The sequence below is a fragment of the Lysobacter enzymogenes genome (assembly GCF_900106525.1).
GTDB classification, from domain to species: domain Bacteria; phylum Pseudomonadota; class Gammaproteobacteria; order Xanthomonadales; family Xanthomonadaceae; genus Lysobacter; species Lysobacter enzymogenes.
In genome coordinates this window covers 303,591-319,376 of record NZ_FNOG01000009.1, presented here as the reverse complement: position 1 = coordinate 319,376, position 15,786 = coordinate 303,591, and the positions used below count along the sequence as shown (strand labels likewise).

11 protein-coding genes are annotated in these 15,786 nt (G+C 72.3%); 5 read left to right on the top strand and 6 right to left on the bottom strand.

Features of this window, described 5'->3' with window-relative positions:
- From BLU84_RS21645 to pabB, 3 genes are all read left to right on the top strand, one after another.
- Nucleotides 1–1,659 carry a M4 family metallopeptidase gene (locus BLU84_RS21645; RefSeq protein ID WP_074872004.1) on the top strand — a complete coding sequence of 553 codons (1,659 nt, stop codon included), beginning with the start codon at nucleotides 1–3 and terminating at the stop codon, nucleotides 1,657–1,659.
- 839 nt (nucleotides 1,660–2,498) lie between these two features.
- Nucleotides 2,499–3,254 carry a 4'-phosphopantetheinyl transferase family protein gene (locus BLU84_RS21640; RefSeq protein ID WP_074872002.1) on the top strand — a complete coding sequence of 252 codons (756 nt, stop codon included), beginning with the start codon at nucleotides 2,499–2,501 and terminating at the stop codon, nucleotides 3,252–3,254.
- Nucleotides 3,255–3,314: 60 nt separating this feature from the next.
- Nucleotides 3,315–5,417 carry an aminodeoxychorismate synthase component I gene (gene pabB, locus BLU84_RS21635; RefSeq protein ID WP_074872000.1) on the top strand — a complete coding sequence of 701 codons (2,103 nt, stop codon included), beginning with the start codon at nucleotides 3,315–3,317 and terminating at the stop codon, nucleotides 5,415–5,417.
- A gap of 47 nt (nucleotides 5,418–5,464) precedes the next feature.
- Here the strand turns inward: pabB and BLU84_RS21630 are convergent, their stop codons facing one another.
- From BLU84_RS21630 to BLU84_RS21620, 3 genes are read right to left on the bottom strand one after another with little or no spacing between them, the layout of a single operon-like run.
- Complete coding sequence (locus tag BLU84_RS21630) at nucleotides 5,465–5,860, bottom strand: hypothetical protein (RefSeq protein ID WP_139175182.1); 396 nt, start codon at nucleotides 5,858–5,860, stop codon at nucleotides 5,465–5,467.
- 47 nt (nucleotides 5,861–5,907) lie between these two features.
- The gene (locus BLU84_RS21625) at nucleotides 5,908–7,608 is read right to left on the bottom strand and encodes a SulP family inorganic anion transporter (RefSeq protein ID WP_074871995.1); all 1,701 of its coding nucleotides are present in this window, start codon (nucleotides 7,606–7,608) and stop codon (nucleotides 5,908–5,910) included.
- The gene (locus BLU84_RS21620) at nucleotides 7,605–8,225 is read right to left on the bottom strand and encodes a ParB-like protein (protein ID WP_074871993.1); all 621 of its coding nucleotides are present in this window, start codon (nucleotides 8,223–8,225) and stop codon (nucleotides 7,605–7,607) included. Before BLU84_RS21620 ends, BLU84_RS21625 begins: the two co-directional genes overlap by 4 nt.
- 187 nt (nucleotides 8,226–8,412) lie before the next feature.
- Here BLU84_RS21620 and BLU84_RS21615 point away from each other — a divergent pair, with 187 nt between their 5' ends.
- Nucleotides 8,413–8,994: an ECF-type sigma factor gene (locus BLU84_RS21615; RefSeq protein ID WP_074871990.1), complete on the top strand. Its 582-nt coding sequence runs from the start codon at nucleotides 8,413–8,415 to the stop codon at nucleotides 8,992–8,994.
- A 10-nt stretch (nucleotides 8,995–9,004) separates the two neighbouring features.
- Nucleotides 9,005–11,659 carry a serine/threonine-protein kinase gene (locus BLU84_RS21610; RefSeq protein ID WP_074871988.1) on the top strand — a complete coding sequence of 885 codons (2,655 nt, stop codon included), beginning with the start codon at nucleotides 9,005–9,007 and terminating at the stop codon, nucleotides 11,657–11,659.
- A 13-nt stretch (nucleotides 11,660–11,672) separates the two neighbouring features.
- On the opposite strand, the gene BLU84_RS21605 is transcribed toward BLU84_RS21610, so the two are convergent.
- From BLU84_RS21605 to BLU84_RS21595, 3 genes are all read right to left on the bottom strand, one after another.
- Entirely contained in the window at nucleotides 11,673–12,578 is a 906-nt protein-coding gene (locus BLU84_RS21605) for a hypothetical protein (protein ID WP_139175181.1), read from the bottom strand.
- Nucleotides 12,579–12,814: 236 nt separating this feature from the next.
- A complete protein-coding gene (locus BLU84_RS21600; protein WP_074871983.1) occupies nucleotides 12,815–13,675 on the bottom strand; it encodes a hypothetical protein in 861 nt (286 codons plus the stop codon).
- A gap of 80 nt (nucleotides 13,676–13,755) precedes the next feature.
- A complete protein-coding gene (locus tag BLU84_RS21595) occupies nucleotides 13,756–15,279 on the bottom strand; it encodes an amidohydrolase family protein (protein ID WP_083383009.1) in 1,524 nt (507 codons plus the stop codon).
- Nucleotides 15,280–15,786 lie beyond the last annotated feature (507 nt).

Sequence of the window (15,786 nt, the reverse complement as noted above, 5' to 3'; positions counted from 1 at the left end):
ATGACTTCGCATTCCAACGCACCCAAGCGTCTGGGCCTGGCCCTGGCCGTCGCTGCGATCGTCGCTGCGCCCGCCGCGTCGGCGGCGCAACCGGCCCAGGCCGGCGCGCGCGCGCTGGCGATGGATCAGGCGCGCGGGCTGGTCGCCAGCCACCTGAGCGCGCTGCAGGGCGATGCCCAGGATCGTTTCGAGGCGCGCGACGCGCTGGTCGACGCCGACGGCACCGAGCATGTGCGCTTCGACCGCCGCTACCGCGGCCTGCGCATGATCGGCGGCGATGTGGTGGTCAAGAGCCAACGCGGCCAGCTGCGTTCGGCGCTGCTGACCTTGCGCAGTACGCAACGCCCGTCGCTGACGCCGCGTCTGAGCGCGGACGCCGCGGCGGTCGAGGCAGGCGCGCGCTTCGCCGGCCGCGTCGACAAGGTGTACTCCAACGAACTGGTGGTCTACGCGCGCGGCAAGCAGCCGCTGCTCGCGTACGAAGTGACCCTGCAGGGCGCCGACACCCGCGCGCATTCGGGCCTGGTGAAGTACTACGTCGACGCTGCCAGCGGCAAGGTGCTCGACGCCCAGGACCTGATCCAGACCGCCGCCGCGACCGGCGCCGGCAAGTCGTTCTACTACGGCGACCTGAGCATCTCCACCGACCAGAAGAGCGCGACCAAGTTCGACCTGATCGACACCACCCGCGGCAGCGGCAGCGTGTACGACGCCAAGGGCGGTGTGGTCTCGGGCCTGTTCGACATCTTCTCCACCACCTCCAGCGCGACCCTGTTCACCGATACCGACAATACCTGGGGCAACAACGCCGTCAGCGACCGCGCCACGCTCGCCGTCGACATCCACTACGGCGTCGGCGTGACCTGGGACTACTACAAGAACGTGCATGGCCGCAGCGGCCTGGCCGGCGACGGCAAGGGCGTGAAGAGCTACGCGCACACCAACTTCAAGACCTCCACCGGCGCCACCACCGGCGCCAACGCCGCCTACGTCGATCTGGTCAAGTCGATGTTCTACGGCGACGGCGACGCCTCGCGCAACGTCGGCCCGGTGGTCGGGCTGGATGTGGCCGGCCACGAAATGACCCACGGCGTCACCGCGGCCACGTCCAAGCTCGCCTACTCCGGCGATGCCGGCGGCCTCAACGAAGCGTCCTCGGACATCTTCGGCACGCTGGTGGAGTTCTATGCCAACAATGCGCGCGATCCGGGCGACTACCGCATCGGCGAGGTGATGCGCGCCAACGGCGCGGCGTTCCGCGACATGTACAACCAGGCCGTCGACGGCAAGTCGTTCAACTGCTACCCGGCCGGCGGCTTCGACCCGAGCCAGGGCGCCGGCGGCGCGCACGACCCGCATTACACCTCCGGCGTCGGCAACCGGTTGGCGTATCTGGCGATCGAAGGCGCGACGGTGCCGGCCGGTTCGGGCCTCACCCAGGCTCAGTTGGTCTGCAACGGCGACACCGGCATCGCCGGCATGGGCCGCGACAAGTTCGGCAAGATCTGGTATCGCGCGCTGACCGCGAAGTTCACTTCCAACACCACCTACCCGCAGGCGCGCGCGGCGACGCTGGCGGCGGCTACGGAGTTGTACGGCGCCAATTCGGCCGAGTACAACACGCTGGCGCGGGCTTGGAGCGCGGTGAACGTCAACTGATCTTGTCGCGCATCGATGCGACAGCGAACGGCCCGCTTTGTGCGGGCCGTTCTTTGCTGTGGGGTGTTGCACGGTTGAGGCCGCCAACTCAAGACCGCGCGAGTTGGGAGCAGATGCCGCGAAACTCACCTACCGTCATTCCCGCGAACGCGGGAATCCAGGGCTTTATCGCGACATGACTCTGAAGTCTCTGGATCCCCGCCTTCGCGGGGATGACGATCTGGAGGAGGCGCGGCGAAACCCAACCGTCATGGCGTCGCGAAACTCACCCGCCTTCCTACCGCGAACTCATATAGCGTCATTCCCGCGAACGCGGGAATCCAGGGCTTCATCGCGACATGACTCTGAAGTCTCTGGATCCCCGCCTTCGCGGGGATGACGATCTGGAAGAGGCGCGGCGAAACCCAACCGCCGTGGTGCCGCGAAACCCACCTGCCGTCCTACCGCGAAACTCACCTACCGTCATTCCCGCGAAAGCGGGAATCCATGGCTTCATCGCGACATGACTCTGAAGTCTCTGGATCCCCGCCTACGCGGGGATGACGATCTGGAAGAGACGCGGCGAAACCCAACCGTCATGGCGTTGCGAAACCCACCCGCCTTCCTACCGCGAAACTCACCTACCGTCATTCCCGCGAAAGCGGGAATACAGAGCTTCATCGCGACATGACTCTGAAGTCTCTGGATTCCCGCCTTCGCGGGAATGACGGATTGGGGCAGACGCCGCGAACTCGCCAGAGACACGGGGAATCCCCTCTGCCGACAATCCCGCGACCGCCGTACCTGCGCCGCCGCAAGGCCTGTGCGATCCTGACCGCCCCTTCCTTATCTCCGCGCCCATGACCGTCGACGCGCCGGCCGCCGTCTATCCCGATCCGCCCGGCGGCGAACCGGAATTCCTGCGCGAAGCCGGCGACATCGAAATCGAAGCGTTCGGCCGCCGCTTCGCCGGACACGCCTGCCGCTTCGATCTGTCCAGTTACCGCGACGAGTTGTTCGCGCGCCACGCCATCGCGTTCGCGCCGCAGCTCGAGCGTGCGGTGCCCAAGCGCCGCAGCGAATTCCTGGCCGGACGCGTCTGCGCGAGCCGCGCGCTGGCGCGGCTCGGTTCGGCGCCGACGACGATCCCGATCGGCCGTGACCGCGAACCGGTGTGGCCGGACGGAGTGGTCGCCTCGATCAGCCACGCCGGCGATCGCGCGCTGTGTCTGGCCGTGCCGGCGGCCGACACGCTCGGCCTGGGCGTGGACATCGAGCGGCCGCTCGATGCGCAGCGCGCGGCGGAGATCCGCGGCATCGTGGTCGACGCCGACGAGCAGGCGCTGATCCAGGCCGGCTTCGACGATCCGGCCGCCGGCCTGGCCGCGGTGTTCTCGGCCAAGGAGAGCCTGTACAAGGCGCTGTTCCCGCAGGTGCGGCGGCTGTTCGGCTTCGAGGCGATGCGGCTGGCGCGCACCGGCGCGCAGCGGCTGGAGTTCGTCTGCGCCGAAGACCTCGCCGCGCAGGTCCGGCGCGGACAGCGCTATAGCGCGTATTACCGCTTCGACGCCGACGGCGGCGTGCTCAGCCTGGTCTGGCTGCCGCGCCCGGCCTGAGCGGCGTCGCGCCAGCCGGGCCGCCGCGCGCGTGCGGCTTTGTACGACAATAGGCCGATCATGCGTTGCCTGTTGATCGACAACTACGACTCTTTCACCTGGAACCTCGCCGACCTGATCGGCCGCGCGTTCGGCCAGGCGCCGCAGGTGCTGCGCAACGATGCGGCCGACTGGGACGCGTTGCAGGCCGATGCGCGCTACGACTGCATCGTGGTCTCGCCCGGGCCCGGCAGCGCGGTGCGCGCGGCCGACCTGGGCCTGTCGCGCCGCGCCATCGCCGATTCGCGGCTGCCGCTGCTGGGGGTGTGCCTGGGCTTCCAGGCCATCGCCCACGCCCACGGCGGCCGCATCGCCCATGCGCCCGAGCCGGTGCACGGCCGCCCGGCGCAGCTGCAGCACGACGGCCGCGAGCTGTTCGCCGGACTGCCGCAAGGGCTGCGGGTGATCCGCTATCACTCGCTGATCGCCGCCGCGCCGCTGCCGCCGGAGCTGGAAGCCAGCGCGCACAGCGAGGACGGCGTGATCATGGCGCTGCGCCATCGCCATCGGCCGCAGTGGGGCGTGCAGTTCCATCCCGAGTCGGTGCTGAGCGAGCACGGTCTGGCGATGATCGGCAATTTCCGCAATCTGGTGCGCCGCCATCGCGGCGCGGCGACGGCCGGTTGGCGCGAAGCCGCCGAGCCGGCGCTCGCGAACCCGCCTGCTCCGACGCAGTCATCAACGCCCACCCTGCGCGTGTGGCTACGCCCGCTCGACCCCGCGCCCGACGCGGAAACCGTCTTCGCCCAGTGCTACGCGCACGCGCCGCATGCGTTCTGGCTCGACAGCCAGGTCGCCGACGAGGCCGGCTGCTCGTTCATGGGCGCGGCCGAGGCCGACGACGTGCTGAGCTACCGCGTCGGCGACGACGACGCGGCGTTGTCGGCCGGGCAGGCGCTGCTGGCGCGGATGCGCGAAGAGCTGGCGCACGCGGTCGCCGCCGTCGAGCAGCCGCTGCCGTTCGAATTCCGCGGCGGCTTCGTCGGCTATTTCGGTTACGAGGCCAAGGCGCTGTTCGATGGCGAGCGCGGCCACCTCGCCGCCGCGCCGGATGCGGTGTGGATGCGCGCGCGCCGCTTCCTCGCCTTCGACCACGCCAGCGGCCGCGCCTGGGCGCTGGCGGTGGCCGACGACGCCGGCGCGCAGGCCGCGCAGCGCTGGCTCGACGACACCGTCGCGCGGGTGCGCGCGCTGCCGGCCGTCGCGCCGCCGCCGCGCGCGCCGGCGCTGGCCGAACTCGACGTCGCGATGGACCTCGGCCACGACGACTACCTGGCCGCGATCGCGCAATGCCGCCGCGCCATCGTCGAGGGCGAGTCCTACCAGGTCTGCCTGACCAACCATTTCCGCGTGCGCGCCCAGCTCGACCCGCTGGCGCTGTACCGGCGCCTGCGCCGCGGCAACGCCGCGCCGTTCGGCGCGTACCTGCGCAGCGGCGCGCAGCATGTGCTGAGCACCTCGCCCGAGCGCTTCCTGCGTGTGGACAGCGCCGGCCGGGTCCAGGCCAAGCCGATCAAGGGCACCATCCGCCGCGCCGAGGATCCGGCGCTGGACGCGCGCTACGCCCAGGCATTGGCCGATTCGGGCAAGGATCGCGCCGAGAACCTGATGATCGTCGACCTGATGCGCAACGACCTCAACCGCGTCGCCATGCGCGGCACGGTCGAGGTGCCGCGGCTGGCGGCGATCGAGAGCTACCGCACCGTGCACCAGATGGTCAGCACGGTCGAGGCGCGGCTGCGGCCGGACTGCGATCTGCTCGACCTGCTGCGCGCGACCTTCCCCGGCGGCTCGATCAGCGGCGCGCCCAAGCGCCGCACCCTGGGCATCATCGATCGGCTCGAACGCAGCGCGCGCGGCGTGTACTGCGGCTCGATCGGCTACCTCGGCTACGGCCGCGTGGCCGATCTCAACATCGGCATCCGCACCCTGGCCTACGACGGGCGCGAGGTCTCGTTCGGCGCGGGCGGGGCGATCACCTGGCTGTCGGACCCGCAGTCCGAGTTCCAGGAAGCGCTGCTCAAGGCCGAGGCGGTGCTGCGGCCGCTGTGGGATTACCTCGGCGGCGGCGCGGCGTTCAGTGGCGCGGTGCAGGGCGACCGCTGGCGGGTGCGCGGCGGCTGAGCCGCGCACCGGGTTCGAACGAGGTTTCGGTCTCTAACGCGCTTGCGTCAGCGCGGCCGCCGCGACCAGCGCCACGCCAGCCACCCCAACGCGGCTTGCGCCGCCAACAGCCCGGCGTTGAACCACAGCGGAAAGTCCTTGCCCAGGGTCGCCACCGCCCAGATCGCCATCGCGGTCAGCAGCGCCCAGATCAGCCCGGCCTGCGCGCGCGCCGCGATCGGCAGCCAGCGCGCCGCGATCCACAGCGGCGCCGCGGCGGCGGCGACGGTCCAGGCCAGATCCCAGCCCAGCCGCGGGTTGCCGCCCGACGGCAGGCGCAGCCACACCGCCAGCACGCCGCCGGCGATGTTGATCGCGGCGAACGCGGCCGCCGCGGCGAGCCAAAGCAGCAGCGATACCGCGCCTGTGCGCATTGCGCTCGGCGTCGTCGTCGTCGCGGTCATCGGTGAAGCTCCGTCATGGGTGCGGCTCCGTCATCGTAGGGTCTGCCTCATCGTCTCATCTCCGGCGCCGCCGCATCCGCCGCAGGGCCGCCGCGCGCTTCGGCCGCGGCCGCGAGATCCGCGTTGACCGCGTCGTCCACGCTCCAGTACTCCAGCGCCGACGCGGTTTGCCCCGGCAACTGTACGCGTTCGAGCAACACGCGCACGCCGTCCTTGAGCCGCGCCAGGGTCAGCGCCACGCCGCGCGCGCGCAGCCAGCCGTCGAAATCGCTGAGCGCTTCCAGGCTGGTGCTGTCCAGGTCGGGCGAGATCTCCAGGCTCAGCACCAGCCGGCGCGCCTCGGCATGCGCTTCCACCTGCTGCCGCGCCAGCGCCAGGATCGGCTCGGCGTTGGCGAAAAACAGCGGCTGCTCCGGCCGCAGCACCAGCACCCCGGGCACCGGCGCGGCCTGTGGGTGCAGGGCCAGGTCGACGAAATCATGGCTGCCCGGCAAGCGCCCGAGCACGCTCAGGCGCGGGCGCGACAGCCGCCGCAGCAGCATCAGCAGGCTGAAGGCGATGGCCGCCAGCAGGCCGTCGAGGATGCCCAGGCTCAGCACCGTGGCGACCGCGGCGAACGCGACCAGGCGGTCGCGGTGCCAGCGCAGATACGGCGCGAACGTCGCCGGCCGCAGCGACTTGCTGACCGCGTGGATCACGATCGCCGCCAGCACCGGCTGCGGAATGCGTTCGATCCAGGCCAGGGCGAAGGCGATCATCAGCAGCACCGCCAGTGCCGCGACCAGCCCGGCCACGCGCGAGCGCGCGCCGGCGGCCTCGTTGGCCGAGGTCGCCGAATAGCCGGCGCCGACCGGCAGGCCGTGCAGCAGGCCGGACAGCACATTGGCGATGCCGAGCGCGAACAGGTCGCGGTTGGGTTCGACCGCATCGCCGTGCTTGAGCGCGTAGGCGCGGATCGCAGTGTAGGACTCGGCGTACAGCACCAGGGTCAGGGCCAGCGCCAGCTCCAGGCAGGTCAGCCACTGGCCAGGGCCGGGCCAGCCCGGCGCGCCGAGCTGCGGGCTCAGCGCGATGGTCCCGGTCAGGGCCACGCCGTGCGCGGCCAGCGCGCCGGACGCGGCCACGCCGAGCGCGATCACCAGCAAGCTGGCCGGCAGCCGCGGAAAGCGTTCGCCGAACTTGAGCGCCGCCAGCGCCAGCGCGCCGGCGGCGAAGCTGGCCGGCTGCCATTCGCGCCAGCGCTGCGGCAGTTCCAGCAGCAGCGGCGCGAAGTCGGCGGCACGCGCGTGCACGCCCAGCAGCGCCGGCAACTGCTTGAGCACGATCACGCAGGCCAGGCCGAAGGTGAAGCCGCGCAGCACCGGCCGCGCGATCATTTGCGACAGCCCGCCCAGGCGCGCGGCCGCGGCGGCGAGGAAGCAGGCGCCGGTGGCCAGGGTCAGGAACGCGGCGATGGCCGCGCGCGCGGCCGGGTCGGGGCCGGCGGCGGCCACGGTCGCCGCGGCCAGCACCGCGGCCGAGGACGAGGTCGCCGAGACGATCGCGAAGCGGCTGCGTCCGATCAGCCCGTAGCCGAGCAGGCCGGCGAACAGCGCGAACACGCCGGTGTGCGCCGGCAGCCCGGCGAGGGCGGAATAGGCCACCGCCTCGGGCAGCAGCAGGCCGGCGATGGCCAGCCCGGCGACGACGTCGGCGCCGCGGCCGCCGCCTGTGGCGCTGGCGTCGGCGGCAGGCGCCGGCGCGCTCATTCGATCGCCCCGCTCCAGCCCGGCAGGTAGCCGGCCTGTTGGCTGTGGGCCAGCGTCAGCGCGCGTTCGAGCGCGCGCGCGCCGGGCTTGGCCGCGTCCTTGGGCTTGATCCGCGCGCGCAGGAAGTCGGCCCACAGGAACTCGGCGTACGGCGTGGCGTCCTTGGCGCAGCCGCCGGCTTCGCGCACGCGCGCGGCCAGGCTGCGGTAGGGATCGTCGCGCAACTGCGCCAAACCGGTGGGAATCGCCGCGTAGTCGGTGCGCGCGCCGCGCTCGTCGTAGGGATGCGCCCAGCGGTTGAATTCCATCGTGCGCCAGAACGTCGCCGGATCGAGCCAGGAAAAATCGCGCTGCACGATCACCGGTACTTGCGCCACGCCTTCTTCGAGCATGGCCAGGCCGAAGTGGTGGTGATCGACGATGTACACCTCGCCGCCGGGCCCGAGCACGCCGGGGAACCAGTGCGAGGCGATCAGCGCCTCGCGTTTCCTGCGCCCCAGCGCATGCCACTGCGCGCGCTTGTCGGCGACCTCGCGCAGGCCGACGGTGATCTGGGTGGGGCGCAGCCGCTGCGGAGCGACCGACAGGATCGGGTGACGCGGACCGTGCTGGGACATGGCGGGGCTCCACGGTCGCGCGCCGGCGCGCGACGCCGGCCCATTGAAGGAGATCGCGGGGCGGCTTGGCAAGCCCGGCGCCGGGCGGCGCGCAATGTTGCGCGCAGGTAACCGGACCTCACCGCGAGCGTGACTCGCCGGTGCGGCCAGGCGCTATGCTGAGCTCCCCTCCGGGCGTCGCCCCCCCATGACCGCCGCCGATCCGCCGTCCGACATCACCTCACTGTTGCAGGGCTGGCGCGAGGGCGATCCGCGGTCGGAGGCGCAATTGCTCGACTGCATCTACCCGGTGCTGCGGCGGCTGGCGCGGCAACGGCTGGCGCGCAGCGGACAAGTGACCCTGCGCGCGACCGAACTGGCCAACGACGCCTACTTCGAACTGGCGCAGCAGCGCGAAGTGCCGTTCCAGAACCGCGCCCACTTCTACGCCATCGCCGCGCACGCGATCCGCCGCCTGCTGGTCGACCACCTGCGCGAGCGCTCCGCGCTCAAGCGCGGCGGCGACGTGTTGCGGGTGACCTTGCAAGCCGGCGAAGAAGTGGCCGCGCCGGCCGCCGACCTGGCCGACGCGCTCGACCTGGACCGCCTGCTGGAGCGACTGGAGCGGATCAACGCGCGCGCCGCGCGCGGCGTCGAGCTGCGCTACTTCGGCGGCCTGACCATCGAAGAGACCGCGCAGACCATCGGCGTGTCGCTGCCCACCGCCAAGCGCGACTGGCAGTTCGCGCGCGCCTGGCTGCACGACCAACTTTCCTCTCCGCCGGGCTGAGCGCCGCGTCATGGCCACGTCGACCGCATTGTGGGCGCAAGCCGCCGAAACGTTCGCGCGCGCGCTGGAGCTGCCGGCCGCCGAACGCGCAACATTCTTAGAGCGCGCCTGCGCCGCGCACGCCGACCCGGCCGGCCTGCGTGCGGCGGTGGCGCGTTTGCTGTCCGCGCACGAGGCGATGGAAGCCGACGTCTCCGGTGACGGCGACGCGCTGCCCTGGCGCGGCGGCGCGGCGCTGTGGAACGACGACGACCACGGCCTGGCCGCGGGCGAGCGCGCCGGGCCGTTCGTGATCGAACGCGAGCTCGGCGCCGGCGGCATGGGCCGGGTGTACCTGGCGCGGCGCGCGGTCGAAGACGGCGAACAGCGCGTCGCGCTCAAGCTCGCCGACTCGCCTTTGTGGGCGCCGCAGGTGCAGCGCCGGTTGCGGCGCGAGCGCGAACTGCTGGCGAGCCTGGAACACCCCAACATCGCCCGCCTCATCGACGTCGGCGAATTGCCCTCGGGCCAGCCGTATTTCGCGATGGAATACGTCGACGGCGAACCGATCGCGGCCTGGTGCGACCGCCGCACCTTGCCGCTGCGCGCGCGGATCGAACTGGCGCTGCAGGCGCTGGCGGCGGTGGACTACGCGCACCGCCGGCTGGTGTTGCACCGCGACCTCAAGTCGAGCAACGTGCTGGTCGACAGCGAAGGCCGCGCGCGCCTGCTCGACTTCGGCATCGCCAAGGCGCTGCAACCCGGCGCCGGCGCGGCCGCGACGGTCGACGCGCAGGCGTTCTTCTCCCCGGCCAGCGCCGCGCCCGAGCAGGTGTCCGGCGCGCCGACCAGCGTCGCCACCGACGTCTACGCGCTGGGCGTGCTGCTGTACGAACTGCTGTGCGGGCAGTTGCCGCTGGCCACCGACGGCCGCGGCGCGGCCGAGTTGACCCGCGCCATCGCCGAGGAAGTGCCGTTGCCGGCGAGCCGGCGCCTGGCCCGGCTGGAACAGCGCGAACCCGAGAGCGCGCAGGCCATCGCCCAGGCGCGCGGCGCGGCCTCGGCCGGCGCGCTGAGGCGGCAATTGCAGGGCGACCTCGACGCGATCCTGGCCAAGTGCCTGCGCAAGGAACCCGAACAGCGCTACGCCAGCGTCGAACGCTTGGCCGAAGACCTGCGCGCGGCGCTGCATTCGCAACCGGTGGCGGCACGCAACGGCGAGCGCTGGTATCGCTTGCGCGCGTTCGTGCGGCGCCGGCGGCTGCCGTTGGCCCTGGCCGGCGTGGCCGCGGCGCTGCTGGTCGGCTTCCTCACCCACACCGTGCTGCAATCGCGCGAACTGGCGCGCGCGCGCGACCGCGCCGAAGCGCGCCGGCTGCAGGCCGAGCAGGTGACCGCGTTCATGGTCGGCCTGTTCCGCGCGTCCGACCCGCTGCAGGCGCGCGGGCGCGATCCCAGCGCGCGCGACCTGCTCAAGCACGCGGCGAGCGGACTGCAGGACAACCGCGATCCGGAAACGCGCGCCGCGCTGACCGCGGCCATCGCCGAGGTCGAGTTCAACCTCGGCGACTACGAAGCCGCCGAGCGCCATGCCGACGAAGCTCTGCGCCTGCGTCTGGCGCTACCGGACACCGAGCCGGCGCTGCTGCGCGGCAGTTACGGCCTGCGCGCGCAGGTCGCGCTGCTGCGCGCCGACTACGCCGCCGCCGACCGCTTCCTCACTCAAGCCGAGCAGCGCCTGACCGCGGAATCGACCGACGAAGCGCTGACCCTGCTGCGCCTGCGCGCGCGCCTGTCGCAGGCGCAAGGCCAGTTGGAATCGGCGCTGGCGCACTGGCAGCGCGCCGACGAAGCCCACCGGCGCCGCTACGGCATCGCCGATCCGCGCAGCATGCAGGCGCGGCGCGGCTGGGCCAGCGCGCTGTCCGCGGCCGGCCAGCAAGAGCGCGCGGCGCAGTTGCTGAAAGAGTTGCCGCAGGCGAGCGGCGACGGCAGCAACGACCCGGCCGCGGCCAAGTCGCTGGCCTCGCAGGCGCGCCAGCGCCGCGACGCCGACGATCTGGCCGAAGCCGAACGCCTGGCGACGCAGGCCCTGCGCATCGATCTGGCGGTCTACGGCGAGGACCACGAGGAAACCGCCGCGGTGTACAACCTGCTGGGCACCATCGCCCAGGCGCGCGACGACTACCCCACCGCGCTGCGCTGGTTCGAACGCACCCTGGAGGTGCGGATGAAAGTGCTCGGCCCGAAGCACCCGCGCGTGGCCAGTTCGGAATTCAACCTCGGCGTGATGCGGCATCTGTTCCTCGACGATGCGCGCGGCGCCGAACCGCATCTGCGCCGCGCGGTGGAGATCGCCGCGGCGGCGACGCCGAATCATCTCAACCTGGCCATGTACCGGCTCGGCTGGGCGATGGACTTGCACGACCTGGGCCGGATCGAGCCGGCGCGCGCAGCGCTGGCGCCGGCGCTGGCGCGCTTCAACGAGTTGCAGGGACAAGAGCTCAACCGCGCCCTGGCCCGCGCCGAGGAAACCTGCATGGCGCCCGCGCCGTGGACGGCGGCGCAGGCGCAGACCTTCGCCCAGGCGCTGGTGGCGGTGCGCGCCGAGCTGGAACCCGACCACCCCAAGCGTCGGCGCGTGGAGCGCTGCGGCGCGCGCGCCGCAGCAGCCCCGCGCGCTTAGTCCGCTGCGCCGGTCAGTCGGCGCGCGGCCCGGTCGGCGTGCGCGCGTCGCCGCCGCCGCCATCGCCCGGGTCCTGGTTGAGCTGGCGCGCGCGCAGCGACGGCCAGTTCACCTTCAAGCCCATGCCTTCGGCCAGCGGCGTGCCGAGCAGCAGGCCGTTGCGCAGGCGCAGCGGCTGCCACTGGCCCGACGGCAGGGCGAAGCTGAGCCACTGCCGCACCGGTTGGCCGACGCCTACGCGCACGTGGTCGCCGTCGTGCAGCAAGCTCACGCTCAGCGTCGCGGCCTGGGTTTCGTCGGTCAGCGCCGCCGATTGCGATTCGATCACGCTCGGCAGCGTCGCCGGCTTGTCGGCGTAGGACCAGTTGCGGCGCGGCGGAATCATCCAGTCCGCGCGCAGGATCGGGCCGTTGTCGGTGGCGAACACGGTGAGCGCCAGCACGCGCGAGATTTCCGATTTGTTGTCGGCCGGCACGAACGACCATTCCAGGAAGGTGGACCGTCCGCCCGACAGCGGCACGCCGATCGGCGGCGCCGGACGCGCCGCTGCGGCGCCGGCCTTGGCGGTCTGCTCTTCGACCGGGGTCAAGCTGATCTGCTTGAACTCCAGCGGCAGCTCGGGCCATTGCTTGCTGCGCTTGAGCACGGCCCAGTTCTCGGTGGTGAACGGCAGGTCGCGCATGCGCCAGTACTCGATGCCGCGTTCGGCCCCGTTGAGCGACATGACCATGTCGACCTCGCACGAACTGGTGCGCGGGTCGGTGTCCGCCTTCGACGCCAGGCCGGAGCCGCCGCCGGGCGCGCCCGGCGGTTCGGGTTCGATCGGGCCGTCGCCGCCGCCGTCGCAGAAATCGCTGCCGGCCAGGGCCGGGCCGGCCGCCAGCAACAGGCACAAGGCCAGGGGAGAGAGGATGCGCATGGGTCGAGCTCCTTGGGTAACGGTGCGTCCGGGGCGGACGCGTTCCTGTCAGGTGGTTTGCCGGCGGATCGATTCTGCGGCGGTGTCGGCGCAGGCCGGAGCGTGTCGCAAGCGGGTAAGGATGGCTATCGCGGCGCGCGCCGTCGTCGCGCGGTCGCTGGCCGGCGCGGCTACGGTCGCTGCAGTTGCGGTCGGCTCGCGCCGCGCGGGATTGGCCGCGCGGATCGGCCGGGCGCTCAGTCCAGGCGCGGCGTGACCGGATCCGGATCGGGCGGTGGGATCGCGACGCCTTCCGCATCGCGATTGAGCGTGCCGGGTTTCAGCGACGGCCAATCCACGCGCAGGCCCATGCCCTCGCTCAGCGGCGAGCCTTTGACCGGCCCGTTGCGCAGGCGCTGCGGGAGCCAGCGCTCGTTGGGCAAGGCGAAACTGATCCATTGCTGCACCGGCAGGCCCAGGCCGACGCGCACGTAAGCGCCGTCGTGCAGCAAGGTGATGCGCTGGGGCGAAGCGGCGCCGCTGGCGTACAGGCGCACCAGCCGGCTATCCAGCGTCTGCGGCGCGGCGGTCTGGCCGGCGTAGGACCAGTCGGGCTGCGGCGGCTCCAGCCAATCCACGCGCAGATAGGTCGCGCGGCCGTCGGCGAGCGCGCTGAGCGTCAGCACGCGCGCGCTCAAACCGATGCCGTCGGGCCGGAACGACCATTCCAGGAAGGTCGATTCGCCGTAAGCGCCGCCCGGTTCGCCGATCGGCGGATCGACCGGGCCCTGGACCGTCTGCTTGGCCGCATAACCGCCCGGCAGGTGCGCTTCCACCAGGTCCAGCGGCAGTTCCGGCCATGCGTCGGAGCCCTTGAGCACAGTGACGTTGGCCAGGGTGAAAGGCAGGTCGCGCATGCGCCAGTAGGCGTCGTCGCTGCTTTGCGGCCGGTCGGTGACCAACATGTTGACCTCGCACGAGCCGCCGGTCGGGTCCGGCGGAACCTCGACGGCGCCCGGGTCGGCGGTCTTGCCGCCGCCGTCGCAGAAGTCGCTGCCGGCCAATGCCGGCGCGGCCGCCAGCAGCAGGCACAAGGCCAGGGGAGTGTGCGCGCGCATCGATCGGACTCCTTGGGGAGACGTGCGCCCACGGCAGGCGCGTTCTTGATCGATTACTCGTAAAAACCGCGACGAACGGATCATTTTTCCGATGACTGCGGCAGCGGCAACCGCGGCGCGCGCTCGAACCTCGCCAGTTGCTGCTCCAGCCGCCACTGCAACCGGGCCTTGTCGCTGCCGCGCAGGAACGCGGCGCAAGCGGCGTCGGCTTCGGCCCGCGCATCGGTGCCGGCGCAGGCCGGCGCGCGCGCGCCGCCGGCGGCGTCGCGCCACAGGCTGGCGCCGGGCAGGAACGCGTATTGCAGGCTGTCGCGGGCGATGCGCTTGAGGTCGCGGTAGCCCAGGCCTTGCTCTTGCGCGGCGCGCTGGTATTCGCCGCTGAGGTCGCTGCGCAGAATGCCTTGGTCGTCGGTGGACAGCACCACCGGGACGTCGGCGGCGCGGTACAGCGCCAGCGGGTGCGCGGCGCCGCGCAGGCCGAGGATGGCGGCGTTGCTGGACAGGTTGATCTCCACCGCCACGCGTCGCCGCGCCATGGTCTGCAGCAGCGATGCCACGTCGTCTTCGTACGCCAGCGCGGCGGCGTGGCCGATGCGCTGCGCGCCGGCGGTGTCCACCGCCTGGCGGATGTGGCCGCGCAGATCCTCCGGCGGCGCCAGCGCGGGATTCAGCTCGGCGGTGTGCAGCGACACCTGCACCGTCGGATGGCGCTGCCTGAAGAACGCGATCATGCGCATGTGCAGGGCGTAGTCGCGCGCCGCCAGCCGATGGTGTTCGGGGCCGAGAAAATTGACGCCGACGCAGCGCGGATCGGCCGCGGCCAGGGCGAAGGCGAAGGCGAGGTCGGCGAACACCCGCGCCGGTTCGTGGACGCGCGTGGCGGTGATCAGATAACGCACTTCCACCGCGCAACCGGGCTGCGGTGCGGCGCCGGCGCAGCCCAGCGCGGCGGCGGCCTGCGCCTCGTCGCGGTCGAGTTCGGCGCGCGCGCGCGGCACCGCATCGGCCAGCGCCGGTTGCAATGTCTGCGCCCACTGGGCGAAGTCGCGGCCGTCGTCGCGGAGCAGCGCGGTATCGGCGAAACCGCGGCCGGCCGGCGGCACCTGCATCAGTTCCAGGTAGGCGGTGTGCTCGCCCGCGGCGATCCGGCGCACCGCGGCGAGCATGTCGCCGCCGCGCTGGCGCGAGAGGATGCGGAAACGATCGAACGCGGAGAAGAAACGCTGTTCGACCGGCACCTGCGGATCGCCGATGCCGCGCTCGTAGCCGCGCACCGACATCGCATCGATGGCGCGGCCGTACAGCTCCAGCGACGCCGCGTTCACCGCCACGCTCGCCGGCGGCGCGCACGGCGGCGCGGCCAGGTGCGCGTCCTCGCGTTGCAGGCACAGGCCGTCTTCGCCGGCCCAGCGCAGATAGTCCTCGGCGTAGACCGCGCCGCTGAGGTGGCTGTGCAGGTCGCCGCCCTTGGGCATCGCCTGCAGCAATGCGCGCAGATGCGGCGGGCTGGCGCGCACGCGCTCGAAGTAGGCGGCGGTGGCCGCTTCGGCGTCTTCGGCGTCCGTGCGTTCGCGCGCCTGCGCGGCGGCGGCGAGCGCGGCCATAGCTAGGGCGAGCGCGGCGCCGCGCAACAGCGGCGTTCGGATCAGGGCGCGTTCGCGCCTCGGTGGGTTGTTGGCTTGCATCATTCGGTCCCCGTTACGTGCTCGGCATAGTGCGCCCAATTCGCGCGCAACTCGTGCAGTACCCGGCGGCCGACGCGGTAGGCCGCCTCGTAGGCGGGCAGGGCGCGGCCGGCGTGCGGGCGCTGGGCCGGGGCGGTCAGGCCCGGATCGAGCCGATAGATCCGGGCACAGCGCCCCCATCGGGCCGTAGTCCGGCGCCTACGCCGCGCCGCTGCCGCCGACCGCAGAGCGATCCATCGGGCCGCCTCCCGGTTCAGCCGCCGTCCGCTGCCGCGCGCGGTTCGCTAACCGACGCTCACATCGCCACCGCAATCACGGCGCGCGCGGTTTTGCCGCGATAGGCAGGAACCGGCGCCGGAGCGGAACCTTGCGCGGCCGTCGCGGTCGAAGCCGCGCCCGAAGCCGTCGCGGTTTTGTAACCGAACG

Bases quoted from the DNA above. Each gene is read 5' to 3' on its own strand.
- BLU84_RS21645 (WP_074872004.1), top strand. From the start codon at position 1: ATGACTTCGCATTCCAACGCACCCAAGCGTCTGGGCCTGGCCCTGGCC.
- BLU84_RS21640 (WP_074872002.1), top strand. From the start codon at position 2,499: ATGACCGTCGACGCGCCGGCCGCCGTCTATCCCGATCCGCCCGGCGGC.
- pabB (WP_074872000.1), top strand. From the start codon at position 3,315: ATGCGTTGCCTGTTGATCGACAACTACGACTCTTTCACCTGGAACCTC.
- BLU84_RS21630 (WP_139175182.1), bottom strand. From the start codon at position 5,860: ATGACCGCGACGACGACGACGCCGAGCGCAATGCGCACAGGCGCGGTA.
- BLU84_RS21625 (WP_074871995.1), bottom strand. From the start codon at position 7,608: ATGAGCGCGCCGGCGCCTGCCGCCGACGCCAGCGCCACAGGCGGCGGC.
- BLU84_RS21620 (WP_074871993.1), bottom strand. From the start codon at position 8,225: ATGTCCCAGCACGGTCCGCGTCACCCGATCCTGTCGGTCGCTCCGCAG.
- BLU84_RS21615 (WP_074871990.1), top strand. From the start codon at position 8,413: ATGACCGCCGCCGATCCGCCGTCCGACATCACCTCACTGTTGCAGGGC.
- BLU84_RS21610 (WP_074871988.1), top strand. From the start codon at position 9,005: ATGGCCACGTCGACCGCATTGTGGGCGCAAGCCGCCGAAACGTTCGCG.
- BLU84_RS21605 (WP_139175181.1), bottom strand. From the start codon at position 12,578: ATGCGCATCCTCTCTCCCCTGGCCTTGTGCCTGTTGCTGGCGGCCGGC.
- BLU84_RS21600 (WP_074871983.1), bottom strand. From the start codon at position 13,675: ATGCGCGCGCACACTCCCCTGGCCTTGTGCCTGCTGCTGGCGGCCGCG.
- BLU84_RS21595 (WP_083383009.1), bottom strand. From the start codon at position 15,279: ATGGCCGCGCTCGCCGCCGCCGCGCAGGCGCGCGAACGCACGGACGCC.